The sequence below is a fragment of the Streptomyces sp. NPDC053431 genome, from assembly GCF_044544925.1.
Taxonomy (GTDB): Bacteria; Actinomycetota; Actinomycetes; order Streptomycetales; family Streptomycetaceae; genus Streptomyces.
The window spans coordinates 1-14205 of the sequence record NZ_JBITXX010000028.1; the positions used below are offsets into that span (position 1 = coordinate 1).

Consider the following 14205-nt stretch of genomic DNA (forward strand, 5'->3'; position numbering starts at 1 on the left):
CTTTCCTCCGGGCGCTTCCTTCGTTTCCGACTCTATCAGATCTTTCCGATCCGATTTCCTCGGTGCTTTCCGGTCCCTTTTCGACTTTCGTCTTTTCGGGCCCTTCCGGCGGTTCCGACTTTATCAGATTCAATTCCGTCGGCCTAATCGGCGACTTCGTGATTCGGATAAGGAATCGGAGTGGCTCCCTGGTCGTCATTCCGACCGGAGCGAGGAAGAGTCTAACTTGTCCGCCGGGCGCTTGTCCAGCTCCCAGGCAACCGTTTGAATCTACCTCCCCACGCCACCCGTGTCAACGGGTTTTGCGGGCGAAGAGGAGACTAGCAGGTCAGCGGGGTGCTCTGCACATCAGGCCGCGGTGGGGAGCTCGGCCGTCCGGTCGGCCTCCTCGACGTCGCCCGTGTCGCCCGCCCGGGCCGCACGGCCGCCCAGGACATAGACGTACGCGAGGAATGCCAGTTCAGCCGCGATGCCGATGGTGATGCGGGCCCAGGTCGGGAGGCCGGAAGGGGTCACGAAGCCTTCGATCAGGCCGGAGACGAAGAGGACCAGGGCGAGGCCGATGGCCATGCCGATCGCCGAGCGGCCCTGCTGGGCGAGGGCCGCACGGCGGGTCATGGGACCCGGTTCGATGACCGTCCAGCCGAGGCGGAGGCCGGTTCCGGCGGCGACGAAGACGGCGGTCAGTTCCAGGAGGCCGTGCGGCAGGACCAGCCCGAGGAAGACGTCGAGGCGCCCTGCGGACGCCATGAGGCCGATGCCGACGCCGAGGTTCAGCATGTTCGCGAAGAGGACGAGCAGCACCGGGAGCCCGAGGAAGGCGCCGAGGACCAGGCACATGGCGGCGGCCTGGGCGTTGTTCGTCCACACCTGGGCCGCGAAGGAGGCCGCCGGGTGGCTGGAGTAGTAGGTCTCGTACTGGCCGCCGGGGCGGGTCATCTCGCGGAGCTCGGCCGGGGCCCCCATCGCCGACTGCACCTCGGGGTGCGTGCCGATCCACCAGCCGATGAGGGCCGCGAGGAGCGTGGAGAGGACGGCGGTCGGTATCCACCAGTGGCGCGAGCGGTAGACGGCGGCCGGGAAGCCGGCGGTCAGGAAGGCCACCGCGTCGCGCCAGGAGGCACGGCGGGTGCCGGTGACCGTGGCGCGGGCGCGGGCGACGAGCTGGGTCAGCCGGGCCGTGAGCATCGGGTCCGGGGCGCTCGACTGCAGAAGGGAGAGGTGGGTGGCCGTGCGCTGGTAGAGAGCGACGAGTTCGTCGGCCTCGGCGCCGGTGCGGCTCCGACCGCGGCGCAGCAGGTGGTCGAGGCGGTCCCACTCGGATCGGTGGGCGGTGACGAAGACGTCGAGGTCCATGATCGGCTGCTGCTCCAGGCACTGGGTGCGTACGGGTCCGTACTACTGCGGCGCGCTGCGGGTCAGCTTGGCAGACTGACGTTCGGACGGGGATCGGCAGGCCGACGAAGGGTGGGCGCGGTGAGCGGGGTCGTGACGGGGGATGCCGTCTATCTGGGACTGCAGCCGGCCCGGCTGCCGAGCCGGGCGCTCGCCGTGCTGATCGATCTCGTCGTGGTGTGGGCCGCGTATCTCCTGATCAGTCTGGGGATCGCGCTTGCCACGGCGTCGTTGGACGAGGCGGCGGTGATGGCGCTGTCCATCACGTCCTTCCTGCTGGTCCTGGTCGGTGGGCCGATAGCCGTGGAGACGCTGTCGCACGGGCGGTCGCTCGGGAAGATGGCGTGCGGCCTGCGGGTGGTGCGGGAGGACGGCGGGCCGATCCGGTTCCGGCACGCGTTGATGCGCGGGGCGATGGGGGTGGTGGAGATCCTCATGACGTTCGGCGTCGTCGCGTGCCTCGCCTCGCTGGTGTCGGAGCGGGGGCGGCGGATCGGGGACGTGTTCGCGGGGACCCTGGTCGTACGGGAGCGGGTGGCCTCGGCGTCCGTGATGGTGGTGCCGCCTCCGCCGCCGTGGCTCGTGGGGCGCTTCTCCGGTCTCGACCTGTCGGCCGTGCCCGACGCGCTGTGGCTGGAGGTACGGCAGTACCTGACACGGATGGGTCAGCTGGATCCGGCGATCGGGCGGCGGCTCGCGGAGCGCCTGGCCGACGAGCTGGTGACCAGGACCGGGACGCCTCCGCCGCCGGGCGTGCCCGCTGCCGCGTACCTCGCGGGTGTCGTGGCCGAGCGGCAGGCTCGGGATGCCCGGCGGGCGTTCGCCCCGGCGCCGACAGCGGCGGCGTGGGGTGGGACGCCGGCTCCGGCGACGGTTCCGGCACCCGGTCCGGCGGTCCCGGCACCCGGTCCGGCGGTTCCGGCGCCCGGGGCGTCGGCTTCTCCCTCTGCTCCGTTCGCGCCCGCCTCTTCCCCTTCCCTTTCCTCTCCCCCGTCGGCTCCCCTCGCGTCTGCCCCGTCTCCCGCGCCCGTCCATCGAACGGGGCCGGGCTCGGGGTCGGGGCCGGGCTCGGGGTCGGCGGAGGGTGAAGGACCGCGCGCGACCGGGTTCGCTCCTCCGGCCTGAGGGCCGCCCGGGCCCGGGTCAGAAGACGTTCGGCGGGGTGTCGAGCTCTTCGAGTTCGATGCCGGGGGCCGCGAGGACCACGTCGCCGGTGATGTGGACGGTGTGCCGCTCCCCCGTGTCGAGGGCGCTGACCTGGTACTCGTCCACGATCAGGGGGCCGTTGTCAGTGGCGTGCGCTTCACTCTTCACCAGGGCCCAGGACTGGTCGACCGTCAGGGGGGCGAGCACGGGATCCGTGAAGGCGACGAGCCGGACGCGGGTCTCCGGGGAATCGGGGGTGAGGCGCAGGAGTCGGGAGATCGCGACGAGGAACGCCGGGGACGTGCCGGTGAAGGCGTGGGCGCGCACATTGCCTTCGGTGGCGTGGGTTCCGGTGGGGTCGGTACGGACCCAGGTGACGCCGTCGAGGGCGGCGCCGCGGACCTGCCAGTCGGCGGCGTGCAGTTCGAGGCGGATGGGGCGGCCCAGGTCGTCGACGGCCAGGTCGACGGAGCCGCTCGGGTCGCCGGACGGGGTGGTGGTCCGTGCGACGTAGCGCCAGCCGGAGGGGCCGGGCGCGCAGTGGAAGTGCTCTTCGCCGAGGGGGGTGTGATCGTGCGGATCGTAGAGCGAATAGCGGCCGCGGGGCATGGGTCCTCGGGGTGCGTCCTGGGGCGGTAGTCGGGACGGGGCAGGCCCCCGGCACGGGGGTGCGGGGGCCTGCCTGTTCCGCTCCGGGTTTCCGTGACGGGCGGGTGCCGGTGTGTGCCGTCACCCGCCGGTCGTGGGATCAGTAGCGGTAGTGGTCCGGCTTGAACGGGCCCTCGACCTTGACGCCGATGTACTCGGCCTGCTCCGGGCGGAGGGTCGTCAGCTTGACGCCCAGGGAGTCGAGGTGGAGGCGGGCGACCTTCTCGTCGAGGTGCTTGGGGAGCACGTAGACGTCGGTCGGGTACTCCTCCGGCTTGGTGAAGAGCTCGATCTGGGCCAGGGTCTGGTCGGCGAAGGAGTTCGACATCACGAAGGACGGGTGGCCGGTGGCGTTGCCGAGGTTCAGCAGACGGCCCTCGGACAGGACGATGAGGACCTTGCCGTCCGGGAACGTCCAGGTGTGGACCTGCGGCTTGACCTCGTCCTTGACGATGCCCGGGATCTTCGCCAGGCCGGCCATGTCGATCTCGTTGTCGAAGTGGCCGATGTTGCCGACGATCGCCTGGTGCTTCATCTTGGCCATGTCGGCGGCCATGATGATGTCCTTGTTGCCGGTCGTGGTGATGAAGATGTCGGCCGTCTCGACGACCTCGTCGAGGGTCGTGACCTGGTAGCCGTCCATCGCCGCCTGCAGGGCGCAGATCGGGTCGATCTCCGTCACGATGACGCGGGCGCCCTGGCCGCGCAGGGACTCGGCGCAGCCCTTGCCGACGTCGCCGTAGCCGCAGACGACGGCGGTCTTGCCGCCGATGAGGACGTCGGTGGCGCGGTTGATGCCGTCGATGAGGGAGTGGCGGCAGCCGTACTTGTTGTCGAACTTCGACTTCGTCACGGCGTCGTTCACGTTGATCGCCGGGAACAGCAGCGTGCCGGCCTGCATCATCTCGTAGAGGCGGTGGACACCGGTGGTGGTCTCCTCCGTCACGCCGCGGATCTCGGACGCCAGCTGGGTCCACTTCTGCGGGCTCTCGGCGAGGGTCCGGTTGAGGAGCTGGAGGATGTAGCCGTACTCCTCGCTGTCCGCGGTGGACGGGTCCGGAGCGGAGCCGGCCTTCTCGAACTCGACGCCCTTGTGGACGAGGAGGGTGGCGTCACCACCGTCGTCGAGGATCATGTTCGGGCCACCGGTGGGGGTGTTCGGCCAGGTCAGCGCCTGCTCGGTGCACCACCAGTACTCCTCCAGGGTCTCGCCCTTCCAGGCGAAGACCGGGACGCCCTGCGGGTTCTCCGGGGTGCCGTTCGGGCCCACGGCGATGGCCGCGGCGGCGTGGTCCTGGGTGGAGAAGATGTTGCAGGAGGCCCAGCGGACCTCGGCGCCGAGGGCGACGAGCGTCTCGATGAGGACCGCGGTCTGCACGGTCATGTGCAGCGAGCCGGTGATCCGGGCGCCGGCCAGCGGCTGCGTCTCGGCGTACTCGCGGCGGATCGACATGAGGCCGGGCATCTCGTGCTCGGCGAGGGTGATCTCCTTGCGGCCGAACGCGGCCAGGGACAGGTCGGCGACCTTGAAGTCCTGCTTGGCGACAGTCGTCATGACTGGAGCTGCTCCTCGTGGATCGGTATCGAGGGTCGAGTGGGCACCTGGCACCGCGGCTGTGGGCGACGCGGGCATACGAATGCCCGAGTGCTCCCGCGTTGAATGCGCGGTGCAGTCGTCGGAGGCCCTCTCTCCCTCGGTCGGTCCATGCGCAGACCGCCCGACCGCCATCAGCAGCGACGTCTGGCTGGTCACGAATCTACACCGATCGGCGCAGCGACCCACAGTCCGCCCGGCGCCCCGGCCGACCGGCACGCCTATAGGGTGCGGGCCGAGATCGTGTCGGGAGGGGCTGAAGGATGAGTTCGGTGAGTACGGGTGGACCGGGGCGAAGACTGCGGATCGCGGGGTGGATCCTGCTGCCGCTGGGCGTGCTGATCATGGTCGGTGCCGTGGTGGTGGGTGACCGTTTCTTCGGCGGGCACAGGCTCGGCTCCGACGGCATGGAGCCGACGTACCGCCAGGGGGACACCGTCTTCACGAGGAAGATCGGGGGCGACGAGGTCCGGCGCGGGGACGTGGTCTTCTCCTACCTCCCTGGCCGTTACTCGGACACGGACCTCGCCGTGCAGCGCGTCATCGGCGTCGGCGGCGACCGGGTGAGCAGCCACGGGCGGCAGGTCTACCTGAACGGGAAGCCGCTGGCGGAGGACTACCTCGCGGGCGGCGATCCCGTGGCCGGCAACGGTGGGGACTTCGACGTGAAGGTGCCGGAGGGCCGGCTCTTCGTCATGGGTGACAACCGGGCCGTGTCCCGGGACTCCCGCTTCTTCGTCGAGGACGGGTTCGGCGGGACGATCCCCGCGGACGCCGTCCGTGAGCGGGCGGAGGGGAACGCCCTTCCCCTCCTCATCGCCGTCGGGGGCCTGGGCGGCGGCTTCCTCGTCGCGCTGGCCGGCTTCGGCTGCGGGCTGGCCGGGTGGCTCGTCGGGCGCGCGGCACGGCGGTCCGCGAGGCGGCCCGCGGGCTCGCCGCACGAGGCGTACGTGCCGCGGTGACGTGACGCGCGGGAAGCCGTACGCGAAGGCGCGTGAGGAGCGGTACGCCAGGGCACGCGCCGGTCACCAGGGAACTGGCCGGGGACGCCCGGAACATGCGCTGGTGGCGTGTGAGCCGTGCCTTCGGCGGTGACGTGACGCGCGGGAGTACATGAGGCGGGCGGGAGTACGCGAGGGCGCGTGCGACGTCGCGCGGAGACGGCGAAGGCCCCGGACCTGGGGAGCAGGTGCGGGGCCTTCGGCGTACGGGTGGTCTCAGGCGTTGTTCGCCCGGGCCGCCTTCTCGCTGTAGATGTCGGGCTCCAGGTAGATGACCCGGGCGATCGGGACCGCGTCGCGGATGCGGGCCTCGGCGGCGTCGATGGCGGTGGCGACCTCGGCGGCGGTGTCGTCGTGCCGGACGGCGATCTTGGCGGCGACGAGCAGCTCCTCCGGGCCGAGGTGGAGCGTGCGCATGTGGATGAGGCGGGTGACGGTCTCGCCGTCGACGATCGCCTCCTCGATCTTCTTCACCTGCTCGATGCCGGCGGCCTCGCCGAGCAGCAGCGACTTGGTCTCGGCGGCGAGCACGATCGCGATGACGATGAGCAGGACACCGATGCAGACGGTGCCGATGCCGTCCCAGACGCCGTCGCCGGTCAGCAGGGCCAGGCCGACGCCGCCGAGCGCGAGGACGAGACCGACGAGGGCGCCGAAGTCCTCCAGGAGGACGACCGGCAGCTCGGGGGCCTTCGCCCGGCGCACGAACTCCTTCCAGGACAGGCTGCCGCGCAGCTCGTTCGACTCCTTGATCGCGGTGCGGAAGGAGAAGCCCTCCGCGATGATCGCGAAGACGAGGACGCCGACCGGCCAGTACCAGGCCTCGATCTCGTGCGGGTGCTTGATCTTCTCGTAGCCCTCGTAGACGGCGAACATGCCGCCGACCGAGAAGAGGACGATCGAGACGAGGAAGGCGTAGATGTACCGCTCGCGGCCGTAGCCGAAGGGGTGCTGCGGGGTGGCCTCGCGCTGGGCCCGCTTGCCGCCGAGGAGGAGCAGGCCCTGGTTGCCGGAGTCGGCGAGGGAGTGCACGGCCTCCGCGAGCATCGAGGACGAACCGCTGAAGACGAACGCCACGAACTTGGCTGCGGCAATCGCGAGATTGGCGGCCAGCGCCGCCACGATCGCCTTGGTTCCGCCTGACGCGCTCATGGGTGTGTCTGTTCCCTTCGTCGGTGTCCGGCCCGTGCTCTGCTCCGGCCCTGTCGACGGCAGCTTATTGCCGTTCCTTTGCCGTCGTTCGGCCGGTCATTCTCGCATCAGGCGACGACCGTGGCGCGGAAGACCGTTCCCGTACCGGACAGTTCGGCCTTTTCGCCCGCCGGTACGAACACGGACTCGCCGGGTGCGAGGGTCTCGCCGCCCGTGCCGAGGCGGCCGGCGACGGCGAGCAGGATCTGCGGCGTGGCGGCGGTGACGTCGGTCGGGGCGGCGCCCTCGGGGCGGACGAGACGGGAGAGCCGGAACTCGTCGATCGGGGTGTCGTAGACCTCCTCGCCCGACGGCGAGGCCTCGGGGCGCAGCACGCCCGGCTCCCTCGGCTCGAAGCGGACGACCCGCAGGAGTTCGGGAACGTCGACGTGCTTGGGGGTGAGGCCGCAGCGCAGCACGTTGTCGGAGTTGGCCATGATCTCGACGCCGAGACCGTCGAGGTAGGCGTGCGGGACGCCGGCCCCGAGGAAGAGGGCCTCGCCGGGCTGCAGCGTGACCGGGTTGAGCAGTATGGCGGCGAGCACGCCGGGGTCGGTCGGGTAGTGGTGGGCGATCTGCGCGTACGGGGCGTGGGCACCGCCCAGGCGGGCGGCGGCGTGCGCGGCCTCGGCGACGGTGTGCGCCATCTCCGTGCGGTCGGCGGTGAGCAGCGCGGTCAGGACCTCGCGCAGGGCGTCCTCTTCGGGATGGGCGTGGAGGAGGTCGACGTACGGCTTGAGGGAGTTCACGCCGAGCGCGTCCATCGTGTCGGCGGCCTCGACGGGGTCGCGGAACCCGCACAGGCCGTGGAACGGGGTGACGGCGCAGATCAGTTCGGGCTTGTGGTTGGCGTCCTTGTAGTTGCGCCGCGGATCGTCGAGCGGGATGCCGGCGGCCTCCTCGGCGGCGAACCCGGCGCGCGCCTGGGCGAGATCGGGGTGGACCTGGAGCGAGAGCGGGGCGCCGGCGGCGAGCAGCTTGAGCAGGAAGGGCAGCCGGGGCCCGAACTTGTCCACGGCGGCCGCGCCGAGTTCGCGTACGGGGTCGGCGGCGACGACCTCGTTGAGGGGACCGCGGGCGGTACGGGACGGGGCGCCGGGGTGGGCGCCCATCCACATCTCGGCCTGCGGCTCGCCGGTGGGGGCGACGCCGAGCAGCTCCGGGATGGCCGTCGTGGATCCCCAGGCGTAGGGGCGGACGGTGTTGACGAGGCGGTCCATGGGGGCTTCCAGCTCTTTTCAGTGCGGTGGGTGCGGTGATGGACGTGGGGGCGGCGGTGGGGGCGTCGGGGTCGGGGCTTCGTCCGGGGTCGGCCGGGGGGCGGCGGGGGCGGTCCCGGGGGACCCGGGGCCGTGGGCCGGTCCCTGGGGCATTCCTGGGGGGGCAGTCCCCGGGGCAGGGCCCGGGGTCGGGCCTGGGCCGCCGTTCCGGGGGGCCGGTCCCGGGGGGGGCGGCCCTGGAGTGGCCGCCGGTCCGGGGGGCGGGCCGAGGGCCGGTCCCGGGGTCGGTTCTCGGGAAGCTTGGTCGGGGCGGGGTCGGTCGGGGGGCGGCCCGAGTGCGTGCGGTGGGAGCGTCGGCGGGCCGGGTGGGGGCTGGGGCTGGGGACGGGGACGGGGGCTGTACGGGCGGCGCCCCCTGAGGGGGCGGGTGGTCAGGCGGTCGTCCGGCCGGCGGAGGCCAGTGCGAGGTACACGGCGGCGAAGTCGGTGACGGCGATGAGCTCCGCGAGGTTCTCGAGCGCCGTGCCCTCCTCCGGCTCCAGTTCGCTGATGGCCGTGCCGTGGCCGAGGGCGAGTTCGCGGGCGGACGGGGCGGCGCTCAGGTGGTTGTCCTCGGCGGGGCGGTCGCGGAGGAGGACGACCCGGGCGCGCAGTGCCTGCTGCTCCTCGACCCGGTCGCGGAAGAAGTTGTCGGGGTCGGCGCCGGCCGCGTAGTCCCCGGCGAGCAGCATGCCGTGGGCGGGCAGCGCCTCCGGGAGTTCGGCGGCGAGCGCGGGGAGCCCGGCCAGTTCGGCGAGGACCGCGGCGAAGCGACGGCCGGCCGGGCCGGCCGCCTCGCCCTCGGTCCACACGAGCGGCAGGGAGTCGGCGAGCTCGGCGGCGAGGGTCTTGGCCGGGTTGCTGTACGTGGCGATGGCCGGGCCGCAGCGTTCCGCCGTATGGTCCAGGCGGTCGGCGACCTGCTCCAGCGCCTCCGGCGGGGCCTCGACCAGGCCGACGCGGTCCAGGAGGGCGAGCAGCGGCGTGAACAGCGCCCACAGCGCGCCCGGGCTCGCGGCCAGGGTCTCCTCGTACTCCTCGGCGGTCTCGTGCGGAGCCATCGCCATCGGTACGAGCAGCCCGTGCGCGCTGCTCACCGACTCGAACAGCGGGGAGGCCTTCGGGGCGACGGCGACCACGGTGACACCGCGGCGGTACGCCTGCTGCGCGAGGAGCGCGAGGCCCGGCTCGGAGCCGTCCGTCGTCGGGATGAGCAGCAGGTCCACCGAGCCGGCCCAGCCGGGCAGCGCCCAGCGGAGCGCGCCCGCGGCGGGGGCCACGCCGGTGGGCTGCAGGCGGATCACCGGGGACGACGCCCCCGCGAGGGCGCCGACCAGGTCGGCGACGCCGGCGGCGGCGGTGCCGGGACCCGCGACGAGGACGGCGCGGGGGCGGCCGTCGGGGCTGAGCTCCGCGATGCCGGCCTCGGCGGCGTGCCGGGCGGCGGTCCGTACCCGGGCCCCCGCCTCGGCGGCGCCGCGGAGCAGGCCGCGGTGGTCGGCGAGGGCGAGGGCGTCCGGTGCGTCGAGGAGCGTCTCGTCGAGCATGTGGCGGGCCTCCGGTCGTCGGAGCGGGGCCGGCCGTCGCGGGCGTCGCGGGCCGGCGGGGTCATCCTCCGGGGGCCGCCCCCGGAGGGCCTCCCCCCTGGGTCGGTCGGGCTACTCGGGGCGGCGCGCCTCGTCGACCAGCAGGACCGGGATGCCGTCGCGGACCGGGTAGGCGAGGCCGCAGTCGGCGGAGGTGCAGACGAGCTCCGGGGTGTCGTCCGCCGTCCGGTCGTTCAGCGGGGCGTGACAGGCCGGGCAGGCCAGGATCTCCAGGAGGCCGGCTTCGAGCGGCATGGGCGGTCCCTTCGGGCGGGGCGGACGGTCTCGGGCCAGGTCAGCCTACCGCCGGGGCGCGGGTGGCGCGCCCGGCGTGGGGTGGGGCGGGGGTTACGTTGCGGGGTGGGGGTGGCGGGTGGGGGAACGGGGGGTGGTGGTGGGGTGACGGGGGTGGGGCGGCCGGGTCGGACGGGCCGTGCTTCTGCCCGGGGCCGACGCGGCCGGGCTTCTGTCCCGGGCCTGCGGGCCCGTGCCCGGGCCCGGGCCTCGGCTCTGGACCCGGCCTCGGCTGGGCGGCCCGTCTTGTGCTCTAGGCCCGGTGGAGCAGGTCCGCGGGGTTCACGGTCCCGGGGGTGCGGCGTCCGTGGGGCGTGGCGTACGTAAAGGGAGCCTGGGCCCGGCAAGGGGCTGCGTCCCGTGTGCCCACCCGTCCCGCCCCAGCGGGACGAATGCCCACACGGAGTGCCACTAGGCCCTCGCTGGCGGGCGCGAGCAGGGCGGCGGCCCCCTCCCGAGGCGGCAGAACGCTCAGGTCCCAGGGATGGGGGCGAGCGAGGTAGGCGCTTCGCGCCCCGCAAAGCAGGCACGCGCGGTGGGCGGGTGCGGGCGGCGACCCGCGCCTGCCGCGCCTGCCGTGGCGGCCAGAAGCAAGCGGGCGGCACCGCAGGGGCGGGCAGCGCGGTGGGGGCGTGGGGGTGGAGTCCCGCGCCCCGCAAAGCAGGCACGCGCGGTGGGCGGGTGCGGGCGGCGACCCGCGCCTGCCGCGCCTGCCCGTGGCGGCCAGAAGCAAGCGGGCGGCACCGCAGGGGCGGGCAGCGCGGTGGGGGCGTGCGGGTGGAGTCCCACGCCCCGCAAAGCAGGCACGCGCGGTGGGCGAGGGCGGGCGAAGACCGCGCCCGCACGTGACGCACAGGGCGCGCAGGGCCCGGCGGGGCGGCACCGCGCAGGGGCAGGCGCACGGAGCGGGCGCCTGCGGGAAGGGCCCCGCATGGCGGGCAGGAGGGCAGGCTCTTCGGGCAAGCGCGGCAGGCGGGGCGCTTGCCCGTATCCACCGGTGACGGGCAGCGCGGCGGGTCCGCCGCCGCGAGGCGGGCAGGGGTGGGCACTTCCTGGGGGCAAGCGCGGTAGACCCGGGCAGGGGCCCTTCCCCGCACGTGACGGGCAAGGCGGGCCGCAGCGGCCGCCGTGGGGCGGGCGGGAAAGACCGGCGCCCCCGCGCGGGCCCGGGGTGGGCGGGGCGGGGGCGGGCGGTTGGGTGGTGGGGGTCAGGCGCGGATGAGGGTGAGGACCTCGTCGCGGAGGGTCTGCATGGTGGGTTCGTCGCGGGCTTCGACGTTCAGGCGGAGGAGCGGCTCCGTGTTGGAGGCGCGGAGGTTGAACCACCAGTCGGGAGAGGTGACCGTCAGGCCGTCGAGGGTGTCCAGGGTGACGTTCTCGCGCGACTCGTACGCGGCCCTCACGGCGGCCAGGCGGGCGTTCTGGTCGGCGACCGTGGAGTTGATCTCGCCGGAGGACGCGTAGCGGTCGTAGGAGGCGACCAGGGAGGACAGCGGGCCGTCCTGGCCGCCCAGCGCCGCGAGGACGTGGAGCGCGGCGAGCATGCCGGTGTCCGCGTTCCAGAAATCCTTGAAGTAGTAGTGCGCGGAGTGCTCGCCGCCGAAGATCGCGCCGGTCCGCGCCATCTCCTCCTTGATGAAGGAGTGGCCCACGCGGGTGCGCACGGGCGTGCCGCCGTTCTCGCGGACGACCTCGGGGACGGTCCAGGAGGTGATCAGGTTGTGGATGATCGTGCCGCTGCCGCCGTGCTTCGCCAGCTCGCGGGCCGCGACGAGCGCGGTGATCGCGGACGGGGAGACCGGGTCGCCGTTCTCGTCGACGACGAAGCAGCGGTCGGCGTCGCCGTCGAAGGCGAGGCCCAGGTCGGCGCCCTCGGCGCGGACGCGCGCCTGGAGGTCGACGATGTTCTTCGGGTCGAGCGGGTTCGCCTCGTGGTTCGGGAAGGTGCCGTCCAGTTCGAAGTACATGGGCACGACGTCCAGCGGCAGTCCCTCGAACACCGTCGGGACGGTGTGGCCGCCCATGCCGTTGCCCGCGTCCACGACGACCTTCAGCGGGCGGATCGCCGTCAGGTCCACGAGCGAGAGGAGGTGGGCCGCGTAGTCCTTCAGCGTGTCGCGCTCCGTCACCCGGCCCTGCGTCGCCGCCGCCTCCGGTGCGCCCTCCTCCGTCCAGCGCTCGACGAGCTCGCGGATCTGCGACAGGCCGGTGTCCTGGCCGACCGGGGCGGCACCCGCGCGGCACATCTTGATGCCGTTGTACTGGGCCGGGTTGTGCGAGGCGGTGAACATCGCGCCGGGCAGGCCCAGCGCCCCGGAGGCGTAGTACAGCTGGTCGGTCGAGCAGAGACCGATCAGCGTCACGTCGGCCCCGAGGCGGGCGGCGCCCCGGGCGAAGGCGGCGGCGAGGCCCGGCGAGGAGGGGCGCATGTCGTGGCCGATGACGATCGCGTCGGCGTCCACGACCCGCACGAAGGCCGCGCCGAACAGCTCGGCGAGCGCCTCGTCCCACTGATCCGGCACCACCCCGCGGACGTCGTACGCCTTCACGATCTGCGACAGATCAGCAGTCACGGATCAATCCTCCTGAGGTCCCTGAAGTCTCGGCTGCGGGTACGCGCGGCTACGGCGCGCGTACGGAACGCCCAAACTACCCGGGATGGGACCTTGATCAGTTTTCGGGGGAGCGGAGCACCCTGAGGTGTCCCCGGCGCCCGACCTCCATCGGGTCGCCGCCGCGTCCGCCGCCCTTGCCGCCGGCCTCGGCCGCGCGCTCCTGGGGGCGGGCCGCCTCCCGTACCGCGTTGGCGAGGGCTTCGAGGTCGTCGCCGCTGGGCCGGGCGGGGGCGCTTCCGTCGGAGAGCCGCACGACCTCCCAGCCGCGCGGGGCGGTCAGGCGCTCGCTGTGCTCGGCGCACAGGTCGTAGCAGTGGGGCTCGGCGTAGGTGGCGAGCGGGCCGAGGACCGCAGTCGAGTCGGCATAGACGTACGTCAGTGTCGCGACGGCAGGGCGGCCGCACGCGGTGCGCGAACAGCGACGTACAGGGCTCACGACGTTGGACGGTACCGCACTCTTGAGCGGGCCGCGACGACTCTCCCCCAGGTCACTCCACCGTGTCGCGGTGTGACGTCCGCCACGGACCGGGTCCGGTCGCCCGTTCTGACCTGCGGGAGCCGTGCGGCACGGGCGCGGGGGCGGTATGCGATCCGGACAGCGGTGGGGAGAAATCCGGTCAACGACCGCCAGATGGCCGATCCCGGAGGTCTCGGAAATCGAGCTCTTGCCTGGCCGGAACGGTCGACTTCCGACAGGCGGGTCTGCCGCGCACCGGTTCCGGCGGCATCCCGGACCGGTCCCGGACCACCGGAGAGAGTTACGCTGCGTCAGTGACCGACACCACCGAGAGCATGGAGAGTCCCGCACCGCGGGTACGGCGGCGTGACCGGCACGGCCGGGGCATGCGGGGGCCGGTCGCCCCACCGCAGGTACCGCTGTCCACGAGCCGGGCGGACACCTTCCGCGATCTCGTCCTGGACTCGGTGGAGCGCCTGGAACGGCGCTGGCCGCAGCTGGCGGACGTGGAGTTCATGGTGATGGAGGTCCCGCCGTCGGTGGCGGGCGAGCCGGTGGTGCCGCTGGGCGGCTCCACCCCGGCGGAGAAGAACGAGCCCGCCCGGGTCGTCGTCTACCGCCGGCCGGTCGAGATCCGGTCGAAGAGCCGCGACGAGCGGGCGCTGCTGGTCCACGAGGTCGTCGTCGAGCAGGTCGCCGACCTCCTCGGCCTCTCCCCCGAGTCCGTCGACCCGCGATACGGGCAGGACTGACCGACTCGGGATACGGGCCGGACTGACCGACTCCCTCCTACGCCGGCATGCCAGGCCCTGCCGGCGTACCCGCCCATCGGTGTATCGGCGTACCCGCGCTTAGCCATGCCAGCGCGTCGGCGTACCCGCACCTCGGCGCACAGGCGTACCGGCGCGTCGGCGCGTCGGCGTACCCGCACATCGGCGCATAGGCATCGGCCCGTCCGCGTACCCGCGCACCGACGTCGGCCCGTCGGCGTACCCGCACATCGGCAGACCGGCGTCGGC

General features: G+C 73.2%; 12 protein-coding genes. 3 read left to right on the top strand and 9 right to left on the bottom strand.

Features of this window, described 5'->3' with window-relative positions:
- Window positions 1-348: 348 nt before the first annotated feature.
- Window positions 349-1356 carry a stage II sporulation protein M gene (locus ACIGXE_RS34995; RefSeq protein ID WP_399754002.1) on the bottom strand — a complete coding sequence of 336 codons (1008 nt, stop codon included), beginning with the start codon at window positions 1354-1356 and terminating at the stop codon, window positions 349-351.
- Window positions 1357-1476: 120 nt separating this feature from the next.
- On the opposite strand from ACIGXE_RS34995, the gene ACIGXE_RS35000 reads away from it, so the two are divergent.
- Window positions 1477-2520, top strand: coding sequence for an RDD family protein (locus ACIGXE_RS35000; RefSeq protein ID WP_399754004.1), 1044 nt, complete (start codon window positions 1477-1479; stop codon window positions 2518-2520).
- 18 nt (window positions 2521-2538) lie between these two features.
- Here the strand turns inward: ACIGXE_RS35000 and ACIGXE_RS35005 are convergent, their stop codons facing one another.
- Window positions 2539-3150, bottom strand: coding sequence for a hypothetical protein (locus ACIGXE_RS35005; protein WP_399754006.1), 612 nt, complete (start codon window positions 3148-3150; stop codon window positions 2539-2541).
- 139 nt (window positions 3151-3289) lie between these two features.
- Entirely contained in the window at window positions 3290-4744 is a 1455-nt protein-coding gene (gene ahcY, locus ACIGXE_RS35010) for an adenosylhomocysteinase (protein ID WP_399754008.1), read from the bottom strand.
- Window positions 4745-5055: 311 nt separating this feature from the next.
- Between ahcY and lepB the strand changes: the two genes are divergently transcribed.
- A complete protein-coding gene (lepB, locus tag ACIGXE_RS35015) occupies window positions 5056-5745 on the top strand; it encodes a signal peptidase I (protein ID WP_399754010.1) in 690 nt (229 codons plus the stop codon).
- Window positions 5746-6000: 255 nt separating this feature from the next.
- Here lepB and ACIGXE_RS35020 read toward each other — a convergent pair whose 3' ends face one another.
- From ACIGXE_RS35020 to ACIGXE_RS35045, 6 genes are all read right to left on the bottom strand, one after another.
- Window positions 6001-6936, bottom strand: a complete 936-nt coding sequence (locus tag ACIGXE_RS35020; protein WP_399754012.1) for a cation diffusion facilitator family transporter — start codon at window positions 6934-6936, stop codon at window positions 6001-6003.
- A gap of 107 nt (window positions 6937-7043) precedes the next feature.
- Window positions 7044-8195, bottom strand: a complete 1152-nt coding sequence (gene manA, locus ACIGXE_RS35025; protein ID WP_399754013.1) for a mannose-6-phosphate isomerase, class I — start codon at window positions 8193-8195, stop codon at window positions 7044-7046.
- A 431-nt stretch (window positions 8196-8626) separates the two neighbouring features.
- Complete coding sequence (locus ACIGXE_RS35030) at window positions 8627-9781, bottom strand: SIS domain-containing protein (RefSeq protein WP_399754014.1); 1155 nt, start codon at window positions 9779-9781, stop codon at window positions 8627-8629.
- A 111-nt stretch (window positions 9782-9892) separates the two neighbouring features.
- On the bottom strand, window positions 9893-10075 hold the full coding sequence (locus ACIGXE_RS35035) for a Trm112 family protein (protein WP_365350596.1): 183 nt from the start codon (window positions 10073-10075) through the stop codon (window positions 9893-9895).
- 1247 nt (window positions 10076-11322) lie between these two features.
- Window positions 11323-12687, bottom strand: a complete 1365-nt coding sequence (locus ACIGXE_RS35040; protein ID WP_399754016.1) for a phosphomannomutase/phosphoglucomutase — start codon at window positions 12685-12687, stop codon at window positions 11323-11325.
- Between the two features lie 97 nt (window positions 12688-12784).
- Entirely contained in the window at window positions 12785-13216 is a 432-nt protein-coding gene (locus tag ACIGXE_RS35045; RefSeq protein ID WP_132919336.1) for a DUF3499 domain-containing protein, read from the bottom strand.
- A gap of 305 nt (window positions 13217-13521) precedes the next feature.
- Here ACIGXE_RS35045 and ACIGXE_RS35050 point away from each other — a divergent pair, with 305 nt between their 5' ends.
- Entirely contained in the window at window positions 13522-13938 is a 417-nt protein-coding gene (locus ACIGXE_RS35050) for a metallopeptidase family protein (RefSeq protein ID WP_399754055.1), read from the top strand.
- Window positions 13939-14205: the final 267 nt, after the last annotated feature.